General features: G+C 75.4%; 30 protein-coding genes. 12 read left to right on the top strand and 18 right to left on the bottom strand.

Features of this window, described 5'->3' with window-relative positions:
• Positions 1–28 precede the first annotated feature (28 nt).
• Positions 29–1,468 (top strand): fused MFS/spermidine synthase, encoded by a 1,440-nt coding sequence (locus FN207_RS14855; protein ID WP_142459249.1) that lies wholly within the window; start codon positions 29–31, stop codon positions 1,466–1,468.
• A gap of 83 nt (positions 1,469–1,551) precedes the next feature.
• On the opposite strand, the gene ybaK is transcribed toward FN207_RS14855, so the two are convergent.
• The gene (gene ybaK / locus FN207_RS14850; protein WP_142459248.1) at positions 1,552–2,028 is read right to left on the bottom strand and encodes a Cys-tRNA(Pro) deacylase; all 477 of its coding nucleotides are present in this window, start codon (positions 2,026–2,028) and stop codon (positions 1,552–1,554) included.
• Between the two features lie 219 nt (positions 2,029–2,247).
• Between ybaK and FN207_RS14845 the strand changes: the two genes are divergently transcribed.
• Positions 2,248–2,943, top strand: coding sequence for a sigma-70 family RNA polymerase sigma factor (locus FN207_RS14845; RefSeq protein WP_110905497.1), 696 nt, complete (start codon positions 2,248–2,250; stop codon positions 2,941–2,943).
• Complete coding sequence (gene rsrA, locus FN207_RS14840) at positions 2,940–3,269, top strand: mycothiol system anti-sigma-R factor (RefSeq protein ID WP_142459247.1); 330 nt, start codon at positions 2,940–2,942, stop codon at positions 3,267–3,269. Before FN207_RS14845 ends, rsrA begins: the two co-directional genes overlap by 4 nt.
• 66 nt (positions 3,270–3,335) lie before the next feature.
• Here the strand turns inward: rsrA and FN207_RS27540 are convergent, their stop codons facing one another.
• Positions 3,336–3,410 carry a 50S ribosomal protein bL37 gene (locus FN207_RS27540; protein WP_099459150.1) on the bottom strand — a complete coding sequence of 25 codons (75 nt, stop codon included), beginning with the start codon at positions 3,408–3,410 and terminating at the stop codon, positions 3,336–3,338.
• Positions 3,411–3,577: 167 nt separating this feature from the next.
• Between FN207_RS27540 and FN207_RS14835 the strand changes: the two genes are divergently transcribed.
• On the top strand, positions 3,578–4,627 hold the full coding sequence (locus FN207_RS14835) for a biotin carboxylase N-terminal domain-containing protein (protein WP_142459246.1): 1,050 nt from the start codon (positions 3,578–3,580) through the stop codon (positions 4,625–4,627).
• Positions 4,628–4,689: 62 nt separating this feature from the next.
• Positions 4,690–4,914 (top strand): biotin/lipoyl-binding carrier protein, encoded by a 225-nt coding sequence (locus tag FN207_RS14830; protein ID WP_221888208.1) that lies wholly within the window; start codon positions 4,690–4,692, stop codon positions 4,912–4,914.
• Positions 4,915–4,917: 3 nt separating this feature from the next.
• Here the strand turns inward: FN207_RS14830 and FN207_RS14825 are convergent, their stop codons facing one another.
• Entirely contained in the window at positions 4,918–5,709 is a 792-nt protein-coding gene (locus tag FN207_RS14825) for an esterase/lipase family protein (RefSeq protein WP_142459244.1), read from the bottom strand.
• A gap of 134 nt (positions 5,710–5,843) precedes the next feature.
• Here FN207_RS14825 and FN207_RS14820 point away from each other — a divergent pair, with 134 nt between their 5' ends.
• On the top strand, positions 5,844–7,424 hold the full coding sequence (locus FN207_RS14820) for a WS/DGAT/MGAT family O-acyltransferase (protein ID WP_142459243.1): 1,581 nt from the start codon (positions 5,844–5,846) through the stop codon (positions 7,422–7,424).
• A gap of 9 nt (positions 7,425–7,433) precedes the next feature.
• On the opposite strand, the gene FN207_RS14815 is transcribed toward FN207_RS14820, so the two are convergent.
• A complete protein-coding gene (locus tag FN207_RS14815; RefSeq protein ID WP_246066068.1) occupies positions 7,434–7,940 on the bottom strand; it encodes a GNAT family N-acetyltransferase in 507 nt (168 codons plus the stop codon).
• Positions 7,941–7,983: 43 nt separating this feature from the next.
• Between FN207_RS14815 and FN207_RS14810 the strand changes: the two genes are divergently transcribed.
• Positions 7,984–9,483, top strand: a complete 1,500-nt coding sequence (locus FN207_RS14810; protein ID WP_142459242.1) for a sensor histidine kinase — start codon at positions 7,984–7,986, stop codon at positions 9,481–9,483.
• A 186-nt stretch (positions 9,484–9,669) separates the two neighbouring features.
• On the opposite strand, the gene FN207_RS14805 is transcribed toward FN207_RS14810, so the two are convergent.
• Together FN207_RS14805 and FN207_RS14800 are read right to left on the bottom strand one after the other, a co-directional pair.
• Positions 9,670–9,969, bottom strand: a complete 300-nt coding sequence (locus FN207_RS14805; protein WP_425459852.1) for a WhiB family transcriptional regulator — start codon at positions 9,967–9,969, stop codon at positions 9,670–9,672.
• A 376-nt stretch (positions 9,970–10,345) separates the two neighbouring features.
• Positions 10,346–11,368, bottom strand: coding sequence for a diacylglycerol/lipid kinase family protein (locus FN207_RS14800; protein WP_142459241.1), 1,023 nt, complete (start codon positions 11,366–11,368; stop codon positions 10,346–10,348).
• An 82-nt stretch (positions 11,369–11,450) separates the two neighbouring features.
• On the opposite strand from FN207_RS14800, the gene FN207_RS14795 reads away from it, so the two are divergent.
• On the top strand, positions 11,451–11,924 hold the full coding sequence (locus FN207_RS14795; protein WP_246066067.1) for a hypothetical protein: 474 nt from the start codon (positions 11,451–11,453) through the stop codon (positions 11,922–11,924).
• Here FN207_RS14795 and FN207_RS14790 read toward each other — a convergent pair.
• The 6 genes from FN207_RS14790 to sodN form a co-directional block, all read right to left on the bottom strand.
• Complete coding sequence (locus FN207_RS14790) at positions 11,921–12,703, bottom strand: HAD-IIA family hydrolase (RefSeq protein WP_110905487.1); 783 nt, start codon at positions 12,701–12,703, stop codon at positions 11,921–11,923. The two genes, FN207_RS14795 and FN207_RS14790, sit on opposite strands and share 4 nt — an antisense overlap.
• Before the next feature lie 5 nt (positions 12,704–12,708).
• Positions 12,709–13,200 carry a GNAT family N-acetyltransferase gene (locus FN207_RS14785; RefSeq protein ID WP_142459239.1) on the bottom strand — a complete coding sequence of 164 codons (492 nt, stop codon included), beginning with the start codon at positions 13,198–13,200 and terminating at the stop codon, positions 12,709–12,711.
• Positions 13,197–14,027 carry a CDP-diacylglycerol--serine O-phosphatidyltransferase gene (gene pssA, locus FN207_RS14780; protein WP_142459238.1) on the bottom strand — a complete coding sequence of 277 codons (831 nt, stop codon included), beginning with the start codon at positions 14,025–14,027 and terminating at the stop codon, positions 13,197–13,199. The genes FN207_RS14785 and pssA overlap by 4 nt, the downstream gene beginning before the upstream one ends.
• 9 nt (positions 14,028–14,036) lie before the next feature.
• Positions 14,037–14,714, bottom strand: a complete 678-nt coding sequence (locus FN207_RS14775) for a phosphatidylserine decarboxylase (protein ID WP_142459237.1) — start codon at positions 14,712–14,714, stop codon at positions 14,037–14,039.
• A gap of 68 nt (positions 14,715–14,782) precedes the next feature.
• Positions 14,783–15,199 (bottom strand): VOC family protein, encoded by a 417-nt coding sequence (locus tag FN207_RS14770; protein WP_142459236.1) that lies wholly within the window; start codon positions 15,197–15,199, stop codon positions 14,783–14,785.
• A 126-nt stretch (positions 15,200–15,325) separates the two neighbouring features.
• Positions 15,326–15,730: a superoxide dismutase, Ni gene (sodN, locus tag FN207_RS14765; RefSeq protein ID WP_142459235.1), complete on the bottom strand. Its 405-nt coding sequence runs from the start codon at positions 15,728–15,730 to the stop codon at positions 15,326–15,328.
• A 51-nt stretch (positions 15,731–15,781) separates the two neighbouring features.
• Between sodN and FN207_RS14760 the strand changes: the two genes are divergently transcribed.
• On the top strand, positions 15,782–16,144 hold the full coding sequence (locus FN207_RS14760; protein ID WP_246066066.1) for a S26 family signal peptidase: 363 nt from the start codon (positions 15,782–15,784) through the stop codon (positions 16,142–16,144).
• A gap of 326 nt (positions 16,145–16,470) precedes the next feature.
• The gene (locus FN207_RS14755; protein ID WP_425459853.1) at positions 16,471–17,763 is read left to right on the top strand and encodes an epoxide hydrolase family protein; all 1,293 of its coding nucleotides are present in this window, start codon (positions 16,471–16,473) and stop codon (positions 17,761–17,763) included.
• An 89-nt stretch (positions 17,764–17,852) separates the two neighbouring features.
• Here the strand turns inward: FN207_RS14755 and FN207_RS14750 are convergent, their stop codons facing one another.
• Positions 17,853–18,464 carry a dTDP-4-dehydrorhamnose 3,5-epimerase family protein gene (locus FN207_RS14750; RefSeq protein WP_142459233.1) on the bottom strand — a complete coding sequence of 204 codons (612 nt, stop codon included), beginning with the start codon at positions 18,462–18,464 and terminating at the stop codon, positions 17,853–17,855.
• A gap of 93 nt (positions 18,465–18,557) precedes the next feature.
• On the opposite strand from FN207_RS14750, the gene FN207_RS14745 reads away from it, so the two are divergent.
• Positions 18,558–19,751 (top strand): NAD(P)-dependent malic enzyme, encoded by a 1,194-nt coding sequence (locus FN207_RS14745; protein WP_142459232.1) that lies wholly within the window; start codon positions 18,558–18,560, stop codon positions 19,749–19,751.
• Here FN207_RS14745 and FN207_RS14740 read toward each other — a convergent pair.
• Both FN207_RS14740 and FN207_RS14735 read right to left on the bottom strand, forming a co-directional pair.
• Positions 19,741–21,195 (bottom strand): pyridoxal phosphate-dependent decarboxylase family protein, encoded by a 1,455-nt coding sequence (locus FN207_RS14740; protein ID WP_142459231.1) that lies wholly within the window; start codon positions 21,193–21,195, stop codon positions 19,741–19,743. The two genes, FN207_RS14745 and FN207_RS14740, sit on opposite strands and share 11 nt — an antisense overlap.
• A complete protein-coding gene (locus tag FN207_RS14735) occupies positions 21,192–22,532 on the bottom strand; it encodes an MFS transporter (RefSeq protein WP_142459230.1) in 1,341 nt (446 codons plus the stop codon). Before FN207_RS14735 ends, FN207_RS14740 begins: the two co-directional genes overlap by 4 nt.
• Before the next feature lie 126 nt (positions 22,533–22,658).
• On the opposite strand from FN207_RS14735, the gene FN207_RS14730 reads away from it, so the two are divergent.
• Complete coding sequence (locus tag FN207_RS14730) at positions 22,659–23,078, top strand: hypothetical protein (RefSeq protein ID WP_142459229.1); 420 nt, start codon at positions 22,659–22,661, stop codon at positions 23,076–23,078.
• Between the two features lie 29 nt (positions 23,079–23,107).
• Here the strand turns inward: FN207_RS14730 and FN207_RS14725 are convergent, their stop codons facing one another.
• From FN207_RS14725 to FN207_RS14715, 3 genes are read right to left on the bottom strand one after another with little or no spacing between them, the layout of a single operon-like run.
• Positions 23,108–23,497, bottom strand: coding sequence for a DUF4362 domain-containing protein (locus FN207_RS14725; protein ID WP_142459228.1), 390 nt, complete (start codon positions 23,495–23,497; stop codon positions 23,108–23,110).
• A gap of 9 nt (positions 23,498–23,506) precedes the next feature.
• A complete protein-coding gene (locus tag FN207_RS14720; RefSeq protein ID WP_142459227.1) occupies positions 23,507–24,544 on the bottom strand; it encodes an acyltransferase family protein in 1,038 nt (345 codons plus the stop codon).
• Positions 24,541–25,368 (bottom strand): alpha/beta hydrolase, encoded by an 828-nt coding sequence (locus FN207_RS14715; protein ID WP_142459226.1) that lies wholly within the window; start codon positions 25,366–25,368, stop codon positions 24,541–24,543. Before FN207_RS14715 ends, FN207_RS14720 begins: the two co-directional genes overlap by 4 nt.
• Positions 25,369–25,419 lie beyond the last annotated feature (51 nt).

The following is a 25,419-nucleotide window of genomic DNA, read 5'->3' as shown; positions in this document are numbered from 1 at the left end:
CGGCGTCACCTTCCTGGCCTCCGGCGCCGTGCTGGTGCTCGAGATCGTGGGGCTGCGGCTGATCGCGCCGTACGTCGGCATCACGCTGCAGACCAACACCGCCGTCATCGGGTTCGCGCTCGCCGCGATCGCGATCGGCGCGTGGTCCGGGGGTGCGGCCGCCGACCGCCGGGACCCGCGCGGGCTGATCGCGCCGCTGCTGGTCGCCGGCGGCGCGCTGGTGGTCGCCGTCCTGCCGCTGGTGCGCTTCGCCGGCTCGTTCCTCACCGGCGCCGACGCGGGGGCCGTGCTGCTGCTGGCCGCCGTCGCGGTCGTCGTGCCCGCGGCGCTGCTGTCGGCGGTGCCCCCGATGGTGGTCAAGCTGCAGCTGGCCAGCCTGGCCGACACCGGCTCGGTCGTCGGGAAGCTGTCGGGCATCGGCACCCTCGGCGGCATCGCGGCCACCTTCGTCACCGGGTTCCTGCTCATCGCGGTCTTCCCCAGCAGCGGCATCCTCGTCGGCACCGGGCTGGTCACCGCCGTCGCCGGGGTCGCCGTCTTCCTGCTGCTGCGCCGGTCGTCCGGCGGTGCGGGGCGGGTGCCCGTCGCGCTGCTGCTGCTCGCCGTCGTGGGCTCGCTGCTGGCCGCCGTCGCGCCGACGCCGTGCGAGGAGGAGACCGCCTACCACTGCGCCCGGGTCGTGGCCGACCCCGAGCGGGACACCGGCCGGGTGCTGGTCCTCGACACCCTGCGGCACAGCTACGTCGACCTCGCCGACCCCACGTACCTGGAGTTCGAGTACGTCCGGGCGATCGCCGCGGTCACCGACGTCCTCGCGCCGCCCGGTGAGCCGCTGTCGGCGCTGCACCTCGGCGGCGGTGGCGCCACCGTGCCGCGCTACCTCGCGGAGGTGCGCCCCGGCACCGAGAGCCTCGTGCTGGAGGTCGACCCCGGCGTGGTGGCCATCGACCGCGAGCAGCTGGGCCTGGAGACGTCGGAGGACCTGCGGGTGCGGGTCGGTGACGCCCGCGTCGGGCTGGGCGCGGAGCCGGCGGGCACCCGCGACCTCGTCGTCGGCGACGCCTTCGGCGGGTTGTCGGTGCCCTGGCAGCTGACCACCGTGGAGGCGCTGCGGCTGGTCGACCGCGCGCTCACCGACGACGGTGTGTACGTCGCCAACCTCATCGACCACCCGCCGCTGGCCTTCGTCCGCGCGGAGCTGGCCACGATGCGTGAGGTGTGGCCGCACGTGCTGCTGCTCGCCCGCGCCCCCGTGCTGGCCGGGGAGGACGGCGGCAACCTGGTCGCCGTCGCGTCCTCGCGGCCGCTGGACGAGGCGCTCCTCGCCGACGCGCTGCTCGCGCAGGACTCGACCTGGCAGGTCGCCTCCGCCGACGAGGTGGCCGCCCTCGCCGGCGACGCGGAGGTCCTCACCGACGACGCCGCGCCGGTCGACCAGCTGCTCACCCCCTACGGCGCTCCGGAGTAGCTGAGGGAGATCCTTCCGGTTCCAGCGGCCTCCCTGCAGGGTCCCGGCGCGAGCCTGCGAGTGGCGGGGGGCAGGGAGGTCCTTCAGCAGCGGCCGATGGGGGCGGTGCGGGCGCGGGTCAGGCGGACCAGGTCGGCCGGCGGCAGCTCCACCTGCAGCCCGCGCCGGCCGGCGCTGACCATCACCGTCGCGAAGCCCAGCGCGGACTCGTCGACCACCGTCGGCAGCGCCCTGCGCTGACCCAGCGGGCTGATCCCGCCGAGGACGTAGCCGGTCGTGCGCTCGGCGTCGGCCGGGTCGGCCATCGCCGCCTTCCGCCCGCCGGCCGCGGCGGCCAGGGCCTTGAGGTCCAGCGTGCCGCTCACCGGGACGACGGCCACGGTCAGCGCGCCGTCGACGCGGGCGACCAGTGTCTTGAACACCTGCCGCGGGTCGGCGCCGAGCGCGGCCACCGCGGCCTCGCCGTGCCCCTGGTCGCTGGGGTGCTCGGGGTCGTAGGGGTGGAGGGTGTGCGCCACCCTCGCCTTCTCCAGGGCCCGCACCGCGGGGGTCGCCGCCACGGCCGGGCACTGTAGCGACGGCTCCCGGTCGACGCCGTCGACTTCCGGGCACGGGGAATGACCGCGCGGGGCTCTCCCGTTGCAGGGACCGTGAGCAGCACCGTCTCCAGCGCCCGTACACGGGCCCCGCGCCGGCGGCCCCCGGGCCGGCCCGACGCCGCGCGACTAGGATCGTCCGTTGTGGTCGCCCGCTCCCGGGCGCCGCAGAGAGGACGGCTGGTGCCTGAGGAGTCCGCAGGCGGGAACCCCGCTGTCGAGCCGGTCGTCGGTGCGCCGGTGGAGGTGCCCGAGGCCCGCGAGGGCGGCAGTCGCACTGAGGTCGCCGAGACGCGCGCCGAGCGCGACGCGCGCTTCGAGCGCGACGCGCTGCCCTACCTCGACCAGCTCTACCCGGCGGCTCTGCGGATGACCCGCAACCCCGCCGACGCCGAGGACCTGGTCCAGGAGACGTTCGTCAAGGCCTACTCCGCGTTCCACCAGTTCGCCGAGGGGACCAACCTCAAGGCCTGGCTGTACCGGATCCTGACGAACACCTACATCAACAGCTACCGCAAGAAGCAGCGGCAGCCGCAGCAGTACCCCACCGACCAGGTGCAGGACTGGCAGCTGTACGCCGCCGAGGAGCACAGCTCCAGCGGACTGCGCTCGGCCGAGATCGAGGCGCTGGACCACCTGCCGGACTCCGACATCAAGGAGGCCCTGCAGCAGCTGCCCGAGGACTTCCGGCTGGCGGTGTACCTGGCCGACGTCGAGGGCTTCGCCTACAAGGAGATCGCCGAGATCATGGGCACGCCCATCGGCACGGTGATGTCCCGGCTGCACCGCGGCCGGCGGGGCCTGCAGAAGCTGCTGGCCGACTACGCCCGCGAGCGCGGCTTCGTCCGCGCCGGAGCCGGGGAGGAGGGCCGGTCGTGAGCACCGACCACGAGCACGCCTCCTCCTGCGACGACGTCCTGTCGCACGTCTTCGAGTTCCTCGACCACGAGACCGACGACGCCCGCCGCGCGGTCATCGCCGAGCACCTCGAGGACTGCTCCCCGTGCCTGCGGCAGTTCGGCATCGAGCAGGAGTTCAAGGCGCTGGTCCGGCGCCGCTGCGGCGGTGACCCCACGCCGCTGGGCCTGCGGGACCGGATCAAGATGCAGCTGACCACCGTCTCCTTCGACGAGGACGGCACCCGCGTCAGCGTCGAGCAGGTCAGCGTCGAGCAGGTCACCACCGACTGGTCCGACCAGAGCTAGCGCACACCCCCGACACACGACGGCGCCCCGCACCCGGTCTCCGGGGGCGGGGCGCCGTCGTGTCGTTCAGGCGTTGGGGCGCTTGCCGTGGTTGGCCTTGCTCCCCTTGCGGGAGCGCCGCTTGCGTCCACGCTTGGACATCGCTGCCCTCCTCTCGTCGTCGTGTCCGTGGTGCTCGAGGTCGTACCCAGGGTCCCACAGCGGGGGAGTCGGTCCCCGGCCGGTGGCGTGGGTGTCGGCCCGGGAGGGCACCATGCAGGGGAGACCGGGCCCGCGGGGTCCGGCACGGGGACGGGAGGCCGGGGAGCGTGGCCCAGCACGGGATCGAGAGCGTGCTCGTGGCGGGGCGGGGGCCCGCGGCGTGCGCGGTGATCGCGGCCTGCTCCCGGCTCGACGTGAAGTCGGTGGCCGTCTACTCCGAGGCCGAGCGCTCCGCGCGGCACGTGCGGCTGGCCGACGACGCCGTGCTGCTCGGGCCGGCGCCGGCCACCGAGTCCTACCTCGCCGTCGACCGGATCGTGGAGGCCGCCCGCCGCAGCGGCGCCCGCGCCGTCCTGCCGGTGCCCCCGGCGCTGGCCGGGAACGCCGCCCTGGCCGGTGAGGTCGCCGCCGCCGGACTGACCTGGGTCGGCCCGCCGGCCGAGGTGCTCGAGCGGCTCGGCGGCGACGGCGTGGAGCCGGCCAGCGAGCACGGCCTGCTCGCCGTCGTCACCGAGGACGGCCTGCGCTTCCCCACGGCGGTCGCCCGCGACCGTGCGGCCGGCATCGCCCGGGTGTCCTGGACGCCCGAGCCGGCCGGCGACGTGCCGCCCGGCGCCAAGCGCCTGGCCGAGGTCGGCTGGCGCGGGCTGGTCACCGTCGGTGTCTCCGACGACGGCGAGCTGGGCGAGGTCGCGGCCGGGTTCTCCCTCGACATGGCCGTGCTGGAGCGGGCCCACCGGGTCGACGCGGTCGACCTCGCGCTCGCCGCGGCGGCGGGACGCCGGGCCCCGCGCCGCCGCACGGCCGACGAGCACCCGCCGCGGGCCGCCGTCGTCGTGCAGCTGCGCGCGACGCTGCCGCCGGGGAGGGCCGGCCGGGTGTCCGGTGCGCTGCCGTCGGCGGACCGGCTGCGCGGCACGACCGGGCAGACCGAGGTGGTCGCGGTCAGCGGCTACGACCCCGGCGACCGGCTCGACGGCTGGTACGACGCCCTGCTGGCCACCGTCAGCGCCGGCGCGGCCGACACGGCCACCGCGGCCCGGGCCGCCGCCTCGGCGCTGTCCGGGCTCCCCGAGACCGGCGTGCCCCACGACGGCGAGGAGGTCTGCGCGGTGCTGCAGCAGCTGGCCGACGGGGATCCCGCGCCGGGCGCCTGAGCTGCGGTCCGACGACGCGCCCACCTGGTTGGATGGGGGTTCCGAGTCGAGGGAGGTGCCGCGTGGCGGTCGAGGAGATCCACGCCGAGATGGTCTCCAGCGTCTGGAAGGTGCTGGTGGCCCCGGGCAGCGAGGTCTCCGCGGGGGACACCCTGGTGATCCTCGAGTCGATGAAGATGGAGATCCCCGTCCTCACCGAGCGCACCGGCGTCGTGCAGGAGCTGCACGTCGTCGAGGGCGAGGTGCTGCAGGAGGGCGACCTGATCGCCACCGTCGCGGACGGCTGAGGCTCAGCCCACCCCGACCAGGGCGGGCAGCCGCTCGCCGAGCAGCCGGTAGACCTCCGGGTGCACGCTCATGCCGACGTGGCTGGAGTCGATCTCGACGTTGTCGGCGGCCGGGTCGAGGCAGGCACGCCAGTCGACCACCCAGTCGCTGCGCGAGTGCACCGACAGGTACGGGACGTGCGCGGGGAACGGCCGGTCCAGCTCCTCGGCGAGCTCCCCGGCGCACTCTCCCTGCAGGCAGTCGTCGAGGAACATGCCGGGCACGCCCGCGGTCCCCAGCGCGGCGACCAGCCGCACCTGGGCGGCGACCACCGGGTTGATGGCCATGTGGTCGACGTTCGGGCTGCCCAGCGTGACGATCCCGGCGACGCGGTCGGGCCGGCGCATGGCCACGAGCTTGGCGAACAGGCCCCCGCGGCTCTGCCCGACGACCGCCGCGGGCCGTCCGGTCCGGTCGGTGAACTCGACCAGGCGGCGCTCCAGGCGTTCGACCGCCCGGCGGGTGCAGTCGACGTTGACGCGGATCTGCGAGGTGCAGGTCCGGTAGCCCCGGGCCCGCAGCCAGCGCTCCATCACCGCCAGCGACGGGTCGCCGGCCAGGAAGCCCGGCACGAGCAGGACCGGCAGGCCGCTGCCGTCCGGGACACCGCGGCCGCGCCACACGGGGGAGCGGAGCAGGGCCGCCGCCTCGAGCCACGGCCGCTGCGCGGCGCGCACCGCGGCGACCGGTGACGCGCCGACCCACGGGGGTGCTCCCTCGTCCGCTGCCCGGTGCAGCGACGTCGTCATCGCCATGTCCCCGTCCTCCTCTCCGCCGTCGCCCGGGCGGACCGGTCGTGGGCCGACCCGCCCCCTGCGCAGCAGTGTGACGCCTGCCACACTGCTGCCACACCCGGGGGCGCACGAGAACCGGCTCAGGAGGGCAGGCGATGAAGCAGCTGTCAGGACTGGACGCGACGTTCCTCCACCTCGAGACCTCCGCGCAGTTCGGCCACGTCTCGAGCCTGTCGATCTACACGCGTCCCGACTCACCGGACTACCGGCCCTACGACGCATGGAAGGGGCAGCTGCAGCAGCGGCTGCACCTGCTCGAGCCGCTGCGCCGGCGGCTGGCCGAGGTGCCCCTGGGCCTCGACCACCCGTACTGGATCGCCGACCCCGCGTTCGACATCGACTTCCACGTCCGCCACACGGCCGTCCCGCCGCCCGGCACCGACGACCAGCTCGCGAAGCTGGTCGGGCGTCTGGTCTCCCGCCCCCTGGACCGCCGCAAGCCGCTGTGGCTCTCCTACGTCATCGAGGGCCTGCCCGACGACCGGTTCGCCGTCCTCACGATCGTCCACCACGCCACGATCGACGGGGCCTCCGGCGTCGAGCTGATGACGCTGATGCTCGACGACAGCCCCGAGGGCTCCACCGCGCCGTCCGAGCCCGACCGGTGGACGCCCGAGCGGCCACCCGGCGACCTGGAGATGCTCGCCCGCGGAGCGCTCGGTCTGGCCCGCAAGCCGGGCCGCGGGGTGCTGCTCGCCGCCTGGTCTGCCCGGGAGATCGGCCGGGCCACGCGCAACCCCGTGCTGGTCCGCGCCGCCAACGACGTCCGCCGCAGCCTGCGCGGACCGCTCGGCACCGTGCTCAACCTCGGCCGGCAGCGCCCCGAGGAGCCCGACCAGCCGCCCGCCATGCCCAGCGTCCGGCCGCCTCGTACGCCGTTCAACGGGCCGATCACCCCGCACCGGAAGCTGGCCATCCGGTCGACGTCGCTCGACGTGGTCAGGCAGGTGAAGTCGGCGCTCGGCGTCACGGTCAACGACGTCGTCATGGCCGCGTGCGCCGGTGGCCTGCGCACCTTCCTCGAGCGGCGCGGCGCGCTGCCCTCGGACCCGCTGGTGGCGCTGGTCCCCGTCTCGGTGCGGACGGGCGAGGAGACCGAGCGCTGGACCAACCGGGTGTCGATGCTCTCGGCCGTCCTGCCCACCGACGAGCCCGACCCCGTCCGGCGGCTGCGGCGGGTGCACGAGTCGATGGCCAGCAGCAAGGAGCTGTTCTCGGCGCTGCCCGCCGACCGGCTCACCGACTTCGCCGAGTTCCCGCCGCCGGCCGTCTTCGCCCGGGCGATGCGGCTGAGCGCCCGGCTGCGGCTGGGCTCGCGGCTGAGCCCGGGCAACCTCGTCATCTCCAACGTGCCCGGCCCGCGCGCGCCGCTGTACGCCGCGGGCGCGCGGCTGGAGCACTACTTCCCGGTCTCGACGATCGTGGAGGGGCAGGGCCTCAACATCACGGTGCAGAGCTACCTCGACCGCCTCGACTGGGGTCTGGTCTCGTGCGCGGAGCTGCTGCCCGACGTCGACGTGCTGCTCGCCGACATCCTCGACGAGCTGGACCGGCTCGCCGCGGCGGCTGGCGTCGCGACGCCGCGGCCGGAGCCGGAGCCGGCCGCGGCCCCGGCTGCTCCCGCGCCCCGCCGTCCGGCGCGGTCGGGCGGCACCCGGGCGCGGACCCGGGGGTGACCGCGCGGCTCAGAGATCCCGCGCGTACACCAGCAGGTCGATGCCCGGCCGCGGCGCCCAGTCGCGCTCGGGCAGCCGGGTGAACCCCAGCCGACCGTAGAGCCGGTGCGCGCTGGTCATCACCGGGTCGGTGGAGAGCACCATCCGGCGTTTGCCCGCCGCGCGCGCCCGCTCCAGGCACTCGGTGACCAGCAGCTCCCCGACGCCCTGCCCGCGCACCGCGGGGTCGACGACGAGCATCCGGAACGCTGCCTCGTCCGGGGACTCGGTGATCTCGCCGAAGTCGCCGTCGAGCACGAGCGCCACCGACCCCACCACCCGGCCGCCCTCCCGCGCGACGATCAGCTGCGAGCGCCCCGCCCGCCCCTCGACGTCGGCCAGTTGCGGCAGGTACGCGTCGGAGGCCAGCTCCTCGTCGCGGTAGACCCCGACGGTCAGCTCGGCGATGGCCGGGAAGTCGGCGGGGACGGCGTCGTCGACGGTCACGGGCAGGGGAGCGGGGGACGGTGCGGCCACGGGTGACCAGCCTAGGACGGCGCCGGCCATACGCTCGGGGGCGATGAGCACCCTCTCCGAGCGTCTGCACCGCGGTGCGGCGACCGCCCCGTCCCAGGTCGACCACGCCCGCCGGCTGGTGGCCGACTGGCAGCTGCTGGCCGACCTGGCGTTCGCCGACCTCACCCTGTGGGTCCCCCTGCGCACCGGCGCGTGGTGGTGCGTGGCGCAGGTCCGCCCGCTCACCGCGCCGACCAGTCAGCCCGAGGACCTGGTCGGCAGCGAGGTCCAGGGGCCCGACGCCGACCCGTTCCGGCTGGCGCACCGCGAGGGCCGGCCGGTCACCGAGGGCGAGCCGGACTGGTCGGGCACCAGCCCCCGGCGGCGCGAGGTCATCCCCGTCCGGCACGACGGCGTCGTCGTCGCGGTCCTGGCGAAGGACACCAACCTCGCGGTGACCCGGTCGCCGTCGACGCTGGAGCTGACCTACCTCGACATCGCCGCCGACCTCTGCCTCATGGTCTCGGCCGGCACCTTCCCGCCGGAGAAGCTGCTCGACGCCGAGATGAGCCCGCGGGTGGGCGACGGGCTGGTGCGCCTGGACGCCGCCGGCCGGGCCGTCTACGCCAGCCCCAACGCCCTGTCGGCCTACCGGCGGCTCGGGGTGAACGGCGACCTCGTCGGGGCCGACCTGGCCCGCGTGACCCGTGGCGCGGCGGTCGACGGCGTGGCGGGGGAGGCGGTGGCCGCCGGGATCGCCGCGGCGGTGGCCGGACGGTTCCCCGACCCGATGGACGTCGAGGCCCCCTCGGCGACGCTGCTGGTGCGCGCGCTGCCGCTGCAGGCGCCCGGCGCGGAGGAGGGGGCGCTGGTGCTGGTCCGCGACGTCACCGACGTCCGGCGCCGGGACCGGGCGCTGCTCACCAAGGACGCGACCATCCGCGAGATCCACCACCGCGTGAAGAACAACCTGCAGACGGTGGCGGCGCTGCTGCGGCTGCAGGCCCGGCGGATGACCGAGCCGGCCGCGCGGGCGGCGCTGGAGGAGTCGGTGCGGCGGGTGGCCTCGATCGCCGTCGTCCACGAGACGCTCGCCGGCAGCCGGGAGGACGTCGTCGACGTCGACGACGTGCTCGACCAGGTGCTGCCGATGCTCGGCGACCTCACCTCGATCGGCCCGGCCGCGCGGACCCGCCGCGTGGGCGGCTTCGGCGAGCTCCCGGCCGCCACCGCGACGCCGCTGGTCATGGCGGTCACCGAGCTGCTGCACAACGCCGCCGAGCACGCGTTCCCGGCCGACGGGCCGCCGGGGTCGATCGAGCTGGTCGCCGAGCGGGACGGCGACGACCTGGTGGTGCGCGTCCGCGACGACGGCCAGGGGCTGCCCGACGGCTTCGACCCGGCGCTCAGCGACGGCCTCGGGCTGCAGATCGTGCGGACGCTGGTGACCAGCGAGCTCGGCGGGTCGCTGCTCATGCGGACCCCGGAGGACCCGCCGGGGCCGGGCCGACCGGGCACCGAGGTCGTCCTCGACATCCCCGGCGCCGCCAGGCCCCGCCGGTAGGCGGTGGCTGCGATGAGTGGGGGCCGGAGGCCTCCGCGAGGAGTGGCCGGGTGGGCTCGGCGCGGCCGGGGGACGGCACCTGGCCGCGGTGTCGTCCGGTAGGACGACGGTGAAACGGCGTGAGGCCGGTCCCCGGGCGGGGACCGGCCTCACGCCGGTGTTCTGCCGGCGGGTGCCGGCGGTCCGTCAGGCGCGGACGCGGGTGCGGGACTGACGGCGCTTGAGCGCGCGCCGCTCGTCCTCGGAGAGCCCGCCCCAGACGCCGGAGTCCTGGCCGGAGCGCAGGGCCCAGTCCAGGCAGGACTCGACGACCGAGCAACGGCGGCAGACCGCCTTGGCCTGCTCGATCTGTACCGTGGCCGGGCCGGTCGTCCCGATGGGGAAGAACAGCTCAGGGTCCTCGTCCCGGCAGAGGGCGCGGTGGCGCCAGTCCATGTCGGTGCACTCCTCGGTGTCGACTACATTGCTTGCGGAATTCGCTGACATCGGGCCGCTCGCGCAGGCGCGACACCGGTTGCCCAGCGCCTCGTTCAGCGACCGCCTACCGCTTTGTTACCGGCAGGTTGCGTTCCTCTCGCGATGTTTTCACCTGAGGACTGCGTGTCAAGCGCGCGGAGGCCCTGGGTCGACCCCGCGTGAGCAAGCTCACCACGGGCGTGCTAGGGCCGCCACTCGGGTGTGCGGTGGTGCTTGACACAGCCTCTCGGGCGTGTCCTGTGGACCCGGCGTGGCGGGCACCGACCTCACCGTGCGGTGCCCGTCCCCACGCTGCGGGGCGGGGTCGGGCGCCGCGGGTTGAGGCCGGTCGTGAGCAGGGCCGATCGCGCGCAGGGCGAGGCCGGCCGCGAGCGGCGCCGGCCGATCAGGCGACGACGCGCAGCGCTGCCGGCACCGAGCGCACGCGCAGCCCGGTCGCCGTCCCGAGGTGGTCGCCGTCGAGCTGCCAGCCCTGCGGGCGCGTGGCCCGCAGTTCCAGCGCGTCCAGGTCGTGCAGGCGGTGCACGCCCCGGCCGCGGGCGTCGGGACGGCGGGCCAGCACCTGTCGCGTGTGGTGCAGCATCCGCAGCACGCCCATCCGGCCCAGCGCGAAGACGTCGAGGCCGGCGTCGAAGGAGGCCTCGGGGCTGGGGTTGACCGGCCGGGTGCCCAGGTAGGTCCACGGGCTGACGTTGGAGACCAGGCAGAGGAACAGCCCGTCGAGGTCGTCGGCGCCGGGGACCGACAGCGTCATCGCCGGGCGCCGGCGCTCGCGGCCCAGGACGAACGCCCGGGTGGCCTCGCGGACGTAGAGCGCGCCGGTCGAGCGGCGCCCGCGCGCCCGCTGCGCCTCGACGCGGGCGATCACGTCCGCGTCGAAGCCCAGGCCCGCGGCGAAGGCGAACCAGCGCGGGTCGGTCCACCCGTCGTCGGCCGCGGCGTCGGCCTCGGCGACGGCCGCCGCGGTGCCGGGGTCGGTCCCGCGCAGCGCCGCGGTGCTGGTGCCCGTGGCGCTCGCGGTGCCGAGCGAGACCCGGCGGGTGCGGCCGGAGCGGAGCGCGTCGAGGATCTCCCCGGTGGCCTCCACGGGGTCGCGCGAGCGGCCCAGGGCCCGGGAGAAGACGTTGGTCGAGCCGCCGGGGACGACGGCCAGCGTGGGCACCTGCGCGCCGGGGCCGTCGGTCAGCAGGCCGTTGACGACCTCGTTGACGGTGCCGTCGCCCCCGAGCGCCACGACGACGTCGAACCCGTCGGCCAGCGCCTGCCGGCCGAGCTCGCGGGCGTGCCCGCGGTGGGTGGTCTCGGCGAGGTCCACCTTCAGCTCACTGGCCAGTGCCCCGACCAGGACGTCGCGCACCCGCCCCGTCGTCGTCGTCGCCGCGGGGTTGGCCACCACGAGCGCACGCATGCGGTCAGGCTATCCAGCCGACCGCCTGCTGACCGGCACGGACGGGGTCCTGGCGTGACCGGTGACGCGTAGCCTCGCTGGTGTGACGGACGAGGACGGGAGCCGCCGCCCCAGCCGGGCCGAGCGGCTCCTCGGCGGCGCCGCGCAGCCCACCGCACGCGCACCCCGGCCCCCGCGGCCCGAGGCGCCGGCCGCGGTCGTGCGGGCGGCGCTGGTGGCCGCCGTCGAGGCGGCGCTGCTCATCGGCGGCGCCCTGGTGATCCTGTGGCTGACCCTCACCAGCGACCCCGACAGCGTCGGCCGCGCGCTGGCCGAGGTGGTCTACGTCGGGATCTTCGGCGTCGCCCTGGCCGCGGCCGCCGTCGGGCTGCGGCGGGTGTCGGCGTGGGCGCGCGGGCCGGTCGTCGTCCTGCAGATCCTGCTGGGCCTGTTCGGCTACAGCACCGCGTTCCCGGGTGGCCAGCCGCTGCTGGGCGTCCCGCTGATCGTCCTGGCGGTCGCCGAGCTGTACCTGCTGGCCACGCCCGAGGCGCGGCTGGCCTTCTACGAGCGCTAGACGAGGCCGACGACGTCGGCGATCGAGTCGAGCACCCGGCTGGGCCGGAACGGGAAGCGGGCGACGTCGGCGGCGGCGGTCGAGCCGGTGAGCACGAGGATCGTCTCCAGGCCCGCCTCGATGCCGGCGACGACGTCGGTGTCCATGCGGTCGCCGATCATGACCGTGCTCTCCGAGTGCGCCTCGATGCGGTTCATGGCGCTGCGGAACATCATCGGGTTGGGCTTGCCGACGAAGTAGGGCTTGGCGCCGGTGGCCTCGGTGATCATCGCGGCGACCGACCCGGTGGCCGGCAGCGGGCCCTCCGGCGAGGGCCCGGTGACGTCGGGGTTGGTGGCGATGAAGCGCGCGCCGGCCCCGATCAGCCGGATCGCCCGGGTGATGGCCTCGAAGGAGTAGGTGCGGGTCTCGCCCAGGACGACGTAGTCCGGGTCGGTGTCGGTGAGCGTGTAGCCGGCCTCGTGCAGCGCCGTGGTCAGGCCCGCCTCGCCGATGACGTAGGCGGAGCCGCCGGGCAGCTGGTTGGCGAGGAAGTCCGCCGTCGCCAGGGCCGAGGTCCAGATCGACTCCTCGGGCACCTGCAGGCCGGAGCGGGACAGCCGCGCGGCGAGGTCCCGGGGCGTGAAGATCGAGTTGTTGGTGAGCACGAGGAAGCGCCGGCCGGTGTCGACCAGGCGGGCGAGGAAGTCGGCGGCCCCCGGGAGGGCCTGGCCCTCGTGCACGAGGACGCCGTCCATGTCGGTCAGCCAGCACTCCGCAGGGCCGCGCTCGAGGGTCATGATCGTCAGCCTGCCGTACCGCGCCGGTCGGCCGCGAAGCCGGTCAGTGCGTCGTCGGTGAGCCGGAAGACGGTCCACTCGTCCAGGGGAACGGCGCCGGCGGCCCGGTAGAAGGCGATCGAGGGCTCGTTCCAGTCGAGCACCGACCACTCCAGCCGGTCGTAGCCGCGCTCCACGCAGGTGGCGGCCAGCGTGCGCAGCAGCTCCCGGCCGAGGCCCGCGCCGCGGTGCTCGGGTTGCACGTAGAGGTCCTCGAGGTAGATGCCGTGGGTGCCGCGCCAGGTGGAGAAGTTGAGGAACCACAGCGCCGTGCCGACGACGGCGCCGTCGGCGAGGGCGACGTGGCCGAACAGCGCGGGGGAGTCGCCGAACAGCGCGGTCCGCAGCTGCTCCTCGGTCAGCCGCACCTCGTGCGCGGCCTTCTCGTACTCGGCGAGCTCGCGCACCAGGCCCACCACGGCCGGGACGTCGTCGGGCCGGATCGGGCGCACGCTCATGTCAGGACCTCACGGAGGCGGGCCGGCACCAGCCGGGCCAGGGGCGAGAGCAGCGGCACCAGCACCGGCGCCAGCAGGTAGCCGTAGGCCAGCACGCAGCCGGTGACCACGGGGACGGTGGCGAAGCCCACGACCAGGGCGACCGCGGCGGCGACCAGCCCGTAGGGGCGCCCGCTCTTCGGGCTCACCAGCGAGCGGAACGACCGGAAGCGGATGGTGCTGACCATGAGCAGGGCCGGGACGGCGACGATGAGCAGCACCCACAGCCGGTCGCGGCCCTGCATCTGGTCGCCGAAGGCGAAGACCGAGGCCAGCACGACGCCGGCCGCGCCCGGACTGGGCATGCCGGTGAAGTACCGCTTGTCCGCCGTCGGGTCGATGGTGGTGTTGAAGCGGGCGAGCCGGATGGCGGCGCAGGCCACCCACAGGAAGCAGACCACCCAGCCCAGCGGGTCCCACTCGTCGCGGCCTTCGGAGAACAGCGTGAAGGCCAGCAGGGCGGGGGCCAGGCCGAAGGAGACCAGGTCGGCCAACGAGTCGAACTGCAGGCCGAAGGAGCTCACCGCCCCGACGAGCCGGGCGACCGCGCCGTCGGTGATGTCGAAGAGCACCGACAGGCCGATGAGCACCGCGGCGAGCGTGTACTGCCCGCGGATGGACACCAGGATCGCGGCGAAGCCGCACAGCATGTTGCCGAGCGTGAACAGGCTGGGCAGGGTCGCGAGCGCACGACGGCGGCTGCCGCGCACCGAGCCGCGGACGAACTCGACCGTGGCCGTGCGCCGCGTCGGGGCCGGCCGCCCCTCACCCGAGGCCGAACTGGGCACCGGGGCTCCTCAGCCGGCGTCGGGCCAGCGGGCGATGACGGTCTCCCCGCCGCGCACCCGCTGCCCCTTCCGGACCGTCAGCGTGCACTCGGCCGGCAGGAAGACGTCCATGCGCGAGCCGAACTTCATGAGGCCGAACCGCTCGCCGGTGGCCAGCCGCCGGCCGACGCCGGTGCGCGTGACGATGCGGCGGGCCAGCACGCCGACCAGCTGCCGGAAGACGACGGTGCGCTCGCCGTCGCGCAGCCACAGCTCGCTGCGCTCGTTGCGGTGCGCCGACTCCGCGCGGTAGGCGGCCAGGAAGCTGCCCGGGCGGTAGGAGCTCTCCGCGACCTCGCCGCGGTAGGGCGAGCGGTTGACGTGCACGTCCACCACGGACAGGAAGACGCTGACCTGCTGCCAGCCGCCCTCGGGCGCCGGCTCCGGGGCCACGCCCTCCTGTGGCTCCCCGGCGACCATCACCATGCCGTCGGCGGGGGAGACGACGACGTCGGCCGGTGGCTCGACGCGGTCGCAGGCGCGTTCGGGGTCGCGGAAGAACAGCACCATGTAGGCCGACAGGGCGAGGAACGGCCAGGCGGCGATCCGCGCCCAGCGGCGGCCGGCGCCGGCGCCGGCCGCGGCCAGCAGGGCGGCCGGCGCGAGGGGTCCGGTGATGAAGGGCCACCCGGCCCGGTCGATGCGCATCGAGGCCCGACGGTACCGGGGACGGCCGGCGTCCCGGCCCACCCGCCGGGAGCGGCCCGGCGGGTCGCCTACACGGCGGGGGTGGCCACGTTGACCAGCCACCGGATGCCGAAGCGGTCGGTCACCTGACCGAAGGTGTCGCCCCACACCTGCTTCTCCAGCGGGACGTCGACCTTCCCCCCGTCGGCGGCCAGCGCCTCGAACCAGCCCGACAGCGTCGCCAGGTCGTCGCCGGACAGCGACAGCGACACCTTGTCCGGGCCGCCGGCGTCGGGGTCGTGGCCGTCGGAGGCCATGAGCTCCAGGCCGTGCTCGGTGCGCAGGAAGCCGTGCATGACGTCGTCGTCGGGGTACTCGCCGCCGCCCCCGCCCACGTCGCCGAAGGTCATGACCTCCAGGTGCCCGCCGAGGACGGAGCGGTAGAGCTCCAGCGCCTCGCGCGCGTTGCCGGAGAAGTGCAGGTAGGGGGTGAGCCGGACGGCCATCGGGTCTCCTCGGGTCGGGTGTCGGGGATCAGACCGGCGGGGGCGCCCGGACTCATCGGTGCCCGGGGACGACGACGGCCGGCGGGCGAGGTGCCCACCGGCCGTCGGGGTCGTTCAGGGAACCGCTTACGCGGCGGCCTTGGTCTCCCAGAAGATCTTGTCGATCTGGGCGATGTAGTCGAGCAGCTTCTGGCCCTCGGCGGGGTCCATGCTGCCCTTGCCGCCGGCCGCGCCGGCCTGCTTGGTGGCCTTGTTGAACAGCTCGTGCAGCTGCGGGTACTTCTCGAAGTGCGGGGGCTTGAAGTAGTCGGTCCACAGCACCCACAGGTGGTGCTTGACCAGGTCGGAGCGCTGCTCCTTGATCAGCACGCAGCGCTGCTTGAAGACCTCGTCGTCGCTGCCCTGGTACTTCTCCTGGATGGCCTTGACGGACTCCGCCTCGATGCGGGCCTGGGCCGGGTCGTACACGCCGCACGGGAGGTCGCAGTGCGCGGTTGCCTCCACGGCGGCGAACAGGCGGCTGAGCAGCATGTCCCTACCTCCGGATGTCGCGGGATCTGGTCGTCTGCGACCCTACTCGCGGTGATCACCCCCCACACCGGCGAGCGCCCCGTCCCGCCGCTGCCCACGGTGTGGGTCCTCGCGCGGGTCACCGGGCCGTCGATGACGCCGACCGTGCGCCACGGCGACCGGCTGCTGGTGCGCCGGCTGCGCCCCGGCCGGGCCCGGGTGGGCGACGTCGTCCTGGCCCGGTTCCCGGCCCGCCCGGACCTGCTGGTGGTCAAGCGCGTGCACCGGCTGCTCGACGGCGGCACCGTCGACGTCCGCGGGGACAACGGGCTGGTCACCGACGACAGCCGGGCGTACGGGCCGGCGGTGGCCGTGGGCCGCGTGGTGGCCCGGCTGCGGCCGCGCCCCGGCCGGCTGGCGCCGCCGCCCGCCTAGGGCCTGTCCTGCGGATGATGTGCGGCACGACTGCCGCCGGTGTCCCTGAGCGGCCCATTCCGTGACAGTCCGGGTGATCTCAGACGGTGGCCCGTCGGCACGACCAGCGGACGCTCGTCCTCGTCCTGCTGCCCGCAACGCCGAAGGCGGCCGGCTCCACGTCGTGATCGCACGCGCTTCGGGTGCCATTACACGTCTTCGCGATCACGGAGGGTGCCGCCACGCAGGAAAAGGTCCTCCGACCCTGGCGTCAATTCGAGGTCCGAGAACTGTGGAAATCGCCCCCGGTTTGCGTTGACCGCGCCGGTGGCGCTGGTTCGGGGCTACTGCGTCACGCCCGGTCTCCGGGGCTTCCCCGTAGGTCTCGAAATCGAGAGGCAGACCCAGCCATGACTGCAGTTGCAGAACAGACGGCACGTGGGATTCGCCCGTTCACGATCCAAGTCCCCGAGGCGGACCTCGAGGACCTACGTGCTCGCATCGTGGCCACGCACTGGCCCGAGAAGGAGACAGTTCCTGATCAGTCGCAGGGGCCACGGCTCGCCACCATGCGGGCGCTCGCGGGCTACTGGGCCACCGAGTACGACTGGCGCAGGTGCGAGGCGCGGATGAACTCCTTTCCGCAGTTCCTCACCGAGATCGACGGACTGGACATCCACTTCCTCCACGTGCGGTCGAAGCACGAGGATGCACTGCCACTCCTCGTCTGCCACGGCTGGCCGGGTTCGATCGTGGAGCAACTGAAGATCATCGAGCCGTTGACCGACCCCACTGCTCATGGTGGGCAGGCATCGGACGCGTTCCACCTGGTGGTCCCCTCCATGCCCGGCTACGGATACTCCGGCAAGCCGTCCACCCCCGGCTGGGGCCCCGAGCACATCGCGCGTGCCTGGGCCGAGCTCATGAAGCGCCTCGGATACGACCGCTACGCCGCCCAGGGCGGCGATTGGGGCGGGCAGATAGTCGATCTGATGGGTGCCCAGGCACCTGAGGGGTTGATCGGCATCCACACCAACTTCCCTGGCGCTGTTCGAGACGACGTGACAGCGGCGGTCGTGTCGGGCGGCCCGCCGCCGTCCGATCTCGATGACGAGGGAACACGGCTCTACGAGAAGCTGAGGGACTTCTGGGCGACGGATGTGGCCTATGCACTCGAGATGGGAACCCACCCGCAGTCGCTGTACGGAATTGCGGACTCACCCGTCGGCCTGGCCGCGTGGATGCTCGACCACGATTCGGCCAGTCTGGCACTGATCGCCCGCGTCTTCGACGGTCAGTCCGAGGGCCTCAGCCGAGACGACGTACTCGACAACATCACCCACTACTGGCTGACGACCACGGGGGTCTCTTCGGGCCGCCTCTATTGGGAGAACAAGTTGTCCTTCTTCGGCCCGAAGGGCGTCTCCATCCCGGTAGCGGTCAGCGTCTTTCCTGACGAGCTCTATCAGGTGCCGCGGAGCTGGGCAGAACGGGCCTATCCCAAGCTCATCCATTACAACCGGCTGCCCGTGGGTGGGCACTTCGCAGCCTGGGAGCAGCCGGACCTCTTCACAGAAGAGGTGCGCGCGGGCCTGAGGTCTCTGCGCAAGGTCCAGGTGCCTGAACCGCGCAGCTCCTGACGGAACCGCGGCTCCAGGGACATGGATGTTGTCCCTGAGGCCGCCTCCAGGGACACGGATGGCGGCGCGCGAGATCCGCAGGACAGGCCCTAGGCCCGGGCCCCGGCGCGGAGCTCGGCGTAGCGGGCGGAGCACTGCTCCATCGTCGGCAGGATCCCCTGCTCGCGGGCCTGCGCCAGCGTGGGCGCGGCGCGGTCCTTGTCCGACAGCCGCACCTCGACGTCGGACGGCCACGGCAGGTCCAGCTCGGGGTCCAGCGGCGAGACGCCGAACTCCCGGCCGGGCGAGTAGCCCGAGGAGACCAGGTAGGTGACCGACGAGCCGTCCTCGAGCGACAGGAAGGCGTGGCCGAGCCCCTCGGCGAGGAAGACCGCGCGCGGCTGCGCGGAGTCGAGCAGGACGGCCTCGGAGACGCCGAACGTGGGGGAGCCGACCCGGACGTCGACGACGACGTCGAGCACCCGCCCGGCCGGGCAGTAGACGTACTTGGCCTGCCCCGGGGGCACCAGTGCGAAGTGCACCCCGCGCAGGACGCCGCGGGCCGAGACGCTGTGGTTGGCCTGGGCCAGCGGCAGCGCCCACCCGGTGGCCGAGGCGAGCACGTCGGCGCGGTACCACTCGGTGAAGCGGCCGCGGTCGTCGCCGTGCGGAACCAGGTCCAGGACGTAGCCGTCCGGGACGGCGAGCTCGCGGATCTCCACGGCGGCACGGTAGCGAGGGCGCGCGCCCCCGGCGTCGCCCTGTGGGGGTGCACGCCGCGGCGACCTCGGTCACAGCACTACCCTGCTGGGTCCATGGGCGCAGAGACGGGTTCCGTCGAGGCCGGTGGCGACCGCTTCTCCCAGGACCCGGCGTTCGCGGTCCACGAGGGCGGCAAGCTGGCGGTACGCCCGACCCGCCCGATCGAGACCCGCGAGGACCTCGCGCTCACCTACACGCCGGGCGTGGCCCGCGTCTCCAGCGCGATCGCCGCGGAGCCGGCGCTGGCCCGGCGGTTCACCTGGGCGCCGCGCGTGGTGGCGGTCGTCTCCGACGGCACCGCCGTCCTCGGCCTGGGCGACATCGGCCCGGCCGCCGCGCTGCCCGTGATGGAGGGCAAGGCCTGCCTGTTCAGCGAGTTCGCCGGGCTGTCGTCGGTGCCGGTCGTGCTCTCGACCACCGACGTCGACACGATCGTCGAGACCGTCGTCGCGATCGCGCCGTCCTTCGGCGGGATCAACCTCGAGGACATCAGCGCGCCGCGCTGCTTCGAGATCGAGGAGCGGCTGCGGGCGCGGCTGGACATCCCGGTCATGCACGACGACCAGCACGGGACGGCGATCGTCGTCCTCGCCGCGCTGCGCAACGCGGCGCGGGTGACCGGCCGCGGCCTCGGCGACCTGCGGGTCGTCGTCGCGGGGGCGGGGGCGGCCGGCATCGCGTGCACGAAGATCCTGCTCGAGGCGGGCGTCGGCGACATCGCCGTCGCCGACTCGCGCGGGGTGCTGCACCTGGGCCGCGAGGACCTCAACCCCGTCAAGCGCTGGGTCGCCGAGCACACCAACCGGGCCGGCTACGCGGGCACGATGACCGGTGCGCTCGAGGGCGCCGACGTCTACCTGGGGCTGTCCGGCGGCTCGGTGCCCGAGGCCGCGATCGCCTCGATGGCGCCGGGCTGCATCGTGTTCTCGCTGGCCAACCCCATCCCCGAGGTGGACCCGGAGATGGCGGCCCGGTACGCGGCGGTGGTCGCCACCGGGCGCAGCGACCTGCCCAACCAGATCAACAACGTGCTGGCCTTCCCCGGGGTCTTCCGCGGCGCCATCGACGCGGGCGCCACGGCGATCACCGAGCGGATGAAGCTCGCGGCGGCCGAGGCCATCGCCGGGGTCGTCGGCGAGGACCTCGCGCCGGGCCACGTCGTCCCGAGCCCGCTGGACCGCCGGGTGGCCACCGCGGTCGCCGAGGCGGTGGCGGCCTGCGCCCGCGACGAGGGCGTCACCCGCTGACGGCGGACTCCCGCCGCGGGCGGTAGACCAGGTCGAGGACGCCGGCGAGCAGCCGCTCGGCCACCGGGCGGGGCAGCGCGGCGACCAGCGCGTGCACCGGCGCCATGCGCTCGGGCAGCGTCCCGCCGCCGACGCCGGCCAGTTCCAGCAGCGCGTCGACCTCGGCCACGGTGAGCGCCGCCGGGTCGATCGTCGCGGCCGCCGCCACCAGGCCGGGGTCGGCCACCGGCGGGGGGAGGGCCGCGGCGGCGCAGGCGGCGTCGGCGAGGTCGGCGAGCAGCGCGTCGACCCGAACGGCCGTGGCGCCGGTGACCGTGAGGTGCAGCGTGGCCGGCAGGTCCGCGCCGCCGGGCTGGGCGAACGGTGGCTGGGGCTGCAGCAGCCAGCCGCGGGCGGTGGCCTCGTCGGCGAGGTGGAGCACGTCGACGCCGTCCGGCCCGTCCTGCGCGATCGCGACCAGCGTGGCCACCGGCGTGCCGACCACCCGCAGCCCGGGGATCGCCGCCGCGCCCTCGGCCAGCGCCACCGTGGCCGCCCGGGTGGCCCGCGCGAGTTCGGCGTAGCCGTCGCGCCCGAGCCATCGGTGCACCGCCCAGGCTGCGGCCATCGGCCCGGCCGGGCGGGTGCCGGCCAGCGTCGGGTTGACCACCGGGTAGCCCGGCCAGCCGGCGGTGCTGAACCAGTGGCCCTGCCGCAGCTCGGGCTCGGCGGTGAGCAGCACGGAGACGCCCTTGGGCGCGTAGCCGTACTTGTGCAGGTCCACCGACAGCGAGGTCACGCCGGGCACCGACAGGTCGAAGGGCTCCGGGACGTCGTCGAGGAAGGGCAGCACCCACCCGCCGATGCAGGCGTCCACGTGGCAGGGGACGCCGGCGGCGGCGGCCAGCGCGGCCACCTCGCCGACCGGGTCCAGCACGCCGTGCGGATAGGACGGCGCGCTGACGACGACCAGCGCCGCGCGGGCGTCGAGGGCCTCGGCCACCGCCGAGGGCAGCGCGCGGCAGGTGACCGGGTCGACGGCGACGTCGACGACCTCGAGATCGAACAGGTGCGCGGCCTTGCGGAACGCGGCGTGCGCGGTCACCGGCAGGACCAGCCGCGGCCGCCCGGTGCCGCCGCGTGCCCGCCACCGCTCGCGCGCGGCCAGCACCGCCAGCAGGCAGCTCTCGGTGCCGCCGCTGGTGACCGTGCCGACCGTGGCCGGGCCACCGCCGAGCAGGTCGGCCGCCGCGCCCACCAGGTCGTCCTCGATGCGGGCGACGCTGGGGAAGGCGGTCGGGTCCAGCGCGTTGGTCCACTGGAAGGCGGCCTGGGCGGCGGCGGCGAGATGGTCGATCCCGACGCGGCCGGAGTCGTAGACGTAGGCCATCGTCGAGCCCCCGTGGGTGGGCACGTCGCCGGCCTGCAGCGCGGTGAGCTCGGCCAGCACCTCCTGCGGCGTCACGCGGGGACCTCCTGGGTCGGGGTGGGAACGGGGTCGAGCCGGTAGCGGGCCAGCACCGGCAGGCTGGCCAGCACGAACAGGGCGGGGAGGACCGAGAAGCCCAGCCGCACGGCGAGCACCGCGCCGGAGGACTGGACGGCGTCGCCCCCGCTGGAGGACACGTAGCCGGCCGCGCCGAGCAGCAGCCCGAGCAGGCCGGGGCCGACGGCGAGCCCGAGCGTCTCGGCCGCCGTCCAGACGCCGGTGAAGACGCCGGCCCGCCGCTGCCCGGACGCCGCCTCGTCGGCGGCGACGACGTCGGGCAGCATCGCCAGCGGGAACATCTGCATGCCGGCGTAGCCCACGCCGACGAGCACGACGAGCACGACGGCGAGCCCGGTGCCGCCGGCGTCCACGAGGGCCAGCCCGGCCGCCGCGACGGCGAACAGCGCCGAGGAGGCCAGCAGGCCGGTGCGCTTGCCGAGCCGCCGGCTGACCCGCAGCCACAGCGGCATGACCAGGATCGCCGGGCCGACCAGCGCGGCGAACAGCAGCGAGCCGGCCGCGGGGTCGCCGAGCACCTGCTCGGAGTAGTACGGGACGCCGGCGAGCATCACGCCGATGCCCAGCGCCTGGACGACGAAGCCGGTGAGCAGCACCCGGAACGGCCGGGACCGCCAGGTCAGCGCCAGCGTGGCGCCGAGCCGGCCCTCGCTGCTGACCCGCGACAGCGTGGGCGCCGAGCGGGTGCCGACGACCGCGCCGAGCATGCCGCCGGCCAGCAGCAGCGCCACGAACACCGCCATCGCCAGGTGCCCGCCGCGCCCGCCGCCGAACGCGTCGACCACCGCCGGGGCGCCGGCACCGGCGAGCAGGATGCCCAGGGCCAGCGCGGCCACCCGCCACGACATGAGCGTGGCCCGCTCGCCGGGGTCGTCGGTGATCTCGGCCGGCTGCGCGACGTAGGGCACCTGGAAGCAGCCGTAGGCGGTCGCGGCGAGCAGGAAGGTGACCGCCACCCACGTCGCCGCCAGCGCGGGCGGGGCGCCCGGGCCGGCGAAGACCAGGACGAACAGCGGCGGCAGCGCCAGCCCGCCGGCCAGCATCCAGGGCCGGCGTGGTCCCCAGCGGCCGGTGGTGCGGTCCGAGCGGCTGCCGATCCACGGGTTGAGCAGCACGTCCCAGGCCTTGGGCGCGAAGACGACCAGCCCGGCGAGGCCGGCGGCGATGCCCAGCACGTCGGTCAGGTAGTAGAGCAGCAGCAGGCCGGGCACGGTCCCGAAGGCCGCCGTCCCGATCGAGCCGGCGGCGTAGCCGAGGTGGGTGCCCCGGCCGAGGCGGGGGGCGACGGCGGTCACAGCGGGGGACCGTAACCGTCGCCGGTCCCGATCGGCCCCGCGTGTCCACCGATGAGGCGGCGCCCGCCGGCCGGTCTCCCCGGTGAGCCCCGCGACGGCGCCGGGCCCGGCCCGCAGGAGGACGCCATGACCAGCACCAGCCCGGACGCCCGCACGGCGGCGCTGCGCAGCCTCGACCGCCTCGTCGGCACCTGGACCGTCGCCAACCCCGACGGCCTCAGCGGCGAGGTCCGCTACGAGTGGATGGAGGGCGGGAACTGGCTCGTGCAGACCGTGGACCTGCGCGGCGAGGAGCCCACCCGCGGCGTGGAGTACGTCGGCTGGGACGCCGACGCCGGTGAGCTGCGCTCGCACTTCTTCGGCGCCGGCGGCGAGCACCTCGAGTACACCTACCGGATCGAGGGCGACCTGCTCACCATCTGGTTCGGCGGCACCGACTCCCCGGCGCGCTTCGAGGGGCGGTTCAGCGCCGACGGCACGGTCAACGACGGCGCGTGGCAGTGGCCCGGCGGCGGGTACGCGTCGACCATGACCCGCGTTGCATGACCCGCGCCGGATGACCCGCGTCCGCTGACTCAGCCGAGGACCGTCTCGGTGCAGTTCCCGAGGTCGTCGGGCGAGGTGGCGCCGGGGCAGTCCAGGCGCAGCCAGTCGCCGGTGCCGAAGCGGTCGCGGCTGCCGTCGACGAACACCTCCAGGCCCGGGACGCCGGGCCGGGCGCGGAACCAGGAGGCGACCGGGTCGCCCTCGGTGGTCGGCCGGGTGACCGCGAGCTCCGCCCCACCGGCGGCGAGACACGCCAGGGCCTCGGCGGCGACCCGGTCCCCCTGGCCGAGGTCCTGCGCGGGGCAGGCCGCCAGCGGGTCCCGGGCGGTGAACTCCGCGGGCGCCGCCACCGGCGCCGGGTCTGCCGTGCCGCAGCCGGCGCAGACGAGCGCCACCAGCAGGAGACGCAGCCGGGCCACGGCCGGACGCTAACGCCGTCCCGCCTCCCGCGGAGCCGGCCGGAGCACCCGGGACAGCACGAGCGCGAGGAGGGCGGCCCAGCCGGCCCGGGCCAGCAGCCAGCCGGGGCCGTCCGGGGCGTCGTGCAGGCCCGGCAGCGGCCCGAGCGGCAGCGTGCCCAGCCACAGCAGGACGAACAGCGGCTGGTGCAGCAGGAACACCGGCAGGGCCGCCCGGCCGAGCCCGATCGCCGCGTCGGACAGCGGACCGGCACCCCGCCGCAGCAGGGGCAGCAGCAGGCCCGCGGCACCGGCCTGCGCCAGGCCGAGGGCCAGCGTCGCGGCCGAGGGCGGGTCGAGGTTGGACGCCGCCGCCCCCGGCACCCCGACCGCGGTCGCGGGCAGCCCGGCGACCTCCACCAGCAGCAGCACCGCCGCCGTGCCCCCGGCGAGCAGCGCGACGCAGGTCCCGCGTCCCAGCGGCCGGCGGGCCGTCGCGACGCCGAGCTGCCACGGCACCCACCAGGCGCACACGGTGGTCCCCACGGTGGCCCAGACGCCGCCCGGCAGCAGCGGACCGGCCAGCGCGAGGCCCAGCGGCAGCGCCGCGGCCCCGGGGCCGGACCGGGCGTCGAGCCGCACGAGCAGCGGCGTGGCCAGCGAGAGCACCAGGTACACGCCGAGGAACCACAGCGGCCGCAGCGACAGGACGACGACCGTCCGGACGACGCCCTGCGGCGCCCCGGACACCGCCAGCGCCGTCGCCACCGCCGCCACCCCGGCGACCAGCGCGCCGACCGGGACGGCCAGGCGCCGCAGCTGCGCCGTCCACGGCGCCCCGCCGTCGCTCCGGGCGGCCGCCCAGCCGGCGACGAGGAAGAACAGCGCCAGCGTCTGCAGCAGCCAGCTCGCGGGCGCCAGCGCCGGCATCTCCCGCAGCGGGCTGCCGGTGGCCACCCGCCCGTCCACGGCACCGGGGACGCCGGGCGCGGTGACCAGCCAGTGCCCGGCGACGACGCCGGCCAGCGCCAGCCCGCGCAGCGCGTCGACGCCGCGGTCACGGCTCACGCCGCCACCGCCCCGCCGCGGCCGGTCGCGACGGCGGCGACGGCGGTCAGGGAGGCCGTGCCGGGGGAGAGGTAGCCGTCGTGCCCCGCGACGCCGTCGACCGGGACGGGCCGCGCGCCGAAGTCCGGGTCGGCGGGGTCGGCGCCGTGCCCGAGGTCGCCGACGCGCACGTTCGGCACCCGGCCGATCCAGTCGTCCTCGGCCCGCCCGGCCCACACCCGGGCCGTGGTGCCGAGCTCCGCCACCGAGTCCGCCCGGGCACCGGGGCTGGCGAGGAGCACGAGGTCGTCGGCGGCCAGGTCGCGGGCCGCCAGCGCGGTCACCACCGCGCCGTAGCTGTGCCCCACCACGGTGACGTGCGCGCCGGTGCCCAGGTCGTCGACGAAACGGACCAGCGCGGCCGCCCCGGCCCGGGCCAGCCGCCCGCCCGCCGCGTCGACCCCGAGCCCGTTCGGCGTCACGTACCCGACCCACACGACGACGGCGAGCCCGGGACCGCCCGCGCCGGCCAGCGCCTGCGCCCAGCCGAACGGCCGCCGCTGCGGGTGCTCCGGATCGGACAGCCGGGCCAGGTCGGCGTCGGCCCCGGGCACCAGGACGGCCACGTGCGCGGCCGTACCGAGGTCGCCGAGGACGACGACGGCGAGGCCGCGGCCGGCCGGGTCGCAGCCGAGCACGGTGCCCTCCCCGAGCCGTGCGGCGAGGTCCGCGGCGCACGCGGCGTCCAGCCGCACCGGCCCCGGCACGGCGGCCTCCGACGGCTGCGCCGACGCCGCCCACAGGGCGGTGACCAGCAGGAACACGGCTCCGAGGCGGTTTCTCACGCTGCCCGACGCTAGGCAGATCGGCGCTCCGGATCGTCACACCGGGGAGCC

The sequence above is a fragment of the Geodermatophilus aquaeductus genome, from assembly GCF_900182545.1.
GTDB lineage: Bacteria > Actinomycetota > Actinomycetes > Mycobacteriales > Geodermatophilaceae > Geodermatophilus > Geodermatophilus aquaeductus.
The sequence above is the reverse complement of the archived record's forward strand: the minus strand, read 5'-3'. Positions and strand labels throughout refer to the sequence as shown.

What these genes read in the sequence shown, in the direction of transcription:
- FN207_RS14825 (WP_142459244.1), bottom strand. Translation starts at nt 5,709, where the DNA reads ATGGCGATGACGACGTCGCTGCACCGGGCAGCGGACGAGGGAGCACCC.
- FN207_RS14820 (WP_142459243.1), top strand. Translation starts at nt 5,844, where the DNA reads ATGAAGCAGCTGTCAGGACTGGACGCGACGTTCCTCCACCTCGAGACC.
- FN207_RS14810 (WP_142459242.1), top strand. Translation starts at nt 7,984, where the DNA reads ATGAGCACCCTCTCCGAGCGTCTGCACCGCGGTGCGGCGACCGCCCCG.
- FN207_RS14805 (WP_425459852.1), bottom strand. Translation starts at nt 9,969, where the DNA reads ATGTCAGCGAATTCCGCAAGCAATGTAGTCGACACCGAGGAGTGCACC.
- FN207_RS14800 (WP_142459241.1), bottom strand. Translation starts at nt 11,368, where the DNA reads ATGCGTGCGCTCGTGGTGGCCAACCCCGCGGCGACGACGACGACGGGG.
- FN207_RS14790 (WP_110905487.1), bottom strand. Translation starts at nt 12,703, where the DNA reads ATGACCCTCGAGCGCGGCCCTGCGGAGTGCTGGCTGACCGACATGGAC.
- FN207_RS14785 (WP_142459239.1), bottom strand. Translation starts at nt 13,200, where the DNA reads ATGAGCGTGCGCCCGATCCGGCCCGACGACGTCCCGGCCGTGGTGGGC.
- FN207_RS14775 (WP_142459237.1), bottom strand. Translation starts at nt 14,714, where the DNA reads ATGCGCATCGACCGGGCCGGGTGGCCCTTCATCACCGGACCCCTCGCG.
- FN207_RS14770 (WP_142459236.1), bottom strand. Translation starts at nt 15,199, where the DNA reads ATGGCCGTCCGGCTCACCCCCTACCTGCACTTCTCCGGCAACGCGCGC.
- sodN (WP_142459235.1), bottom strand. Translation starts at nt 15,730, where the DNA reads ATGCTGCTCAGCCGCCTGTTCGCCGCCGTGGAGGCAACCGCGCACTGC.
- FN207_RS14745 (WP_142459232.1), top strand. Translation starts at nt 18,558, where the DNA reads ATGGGCGCAGAGACGGGTTCCGTCGAGGCCGGTGGCGACCGCTTCTCC.
- FN207_RS14730 (WP_142459229.1), top strand. Translation starts at nt 22,659, where the DNA reads ATGACCAGCACCAGCCCGGACGCCCGCACGGCGGCGCTGCGCAGCCTC.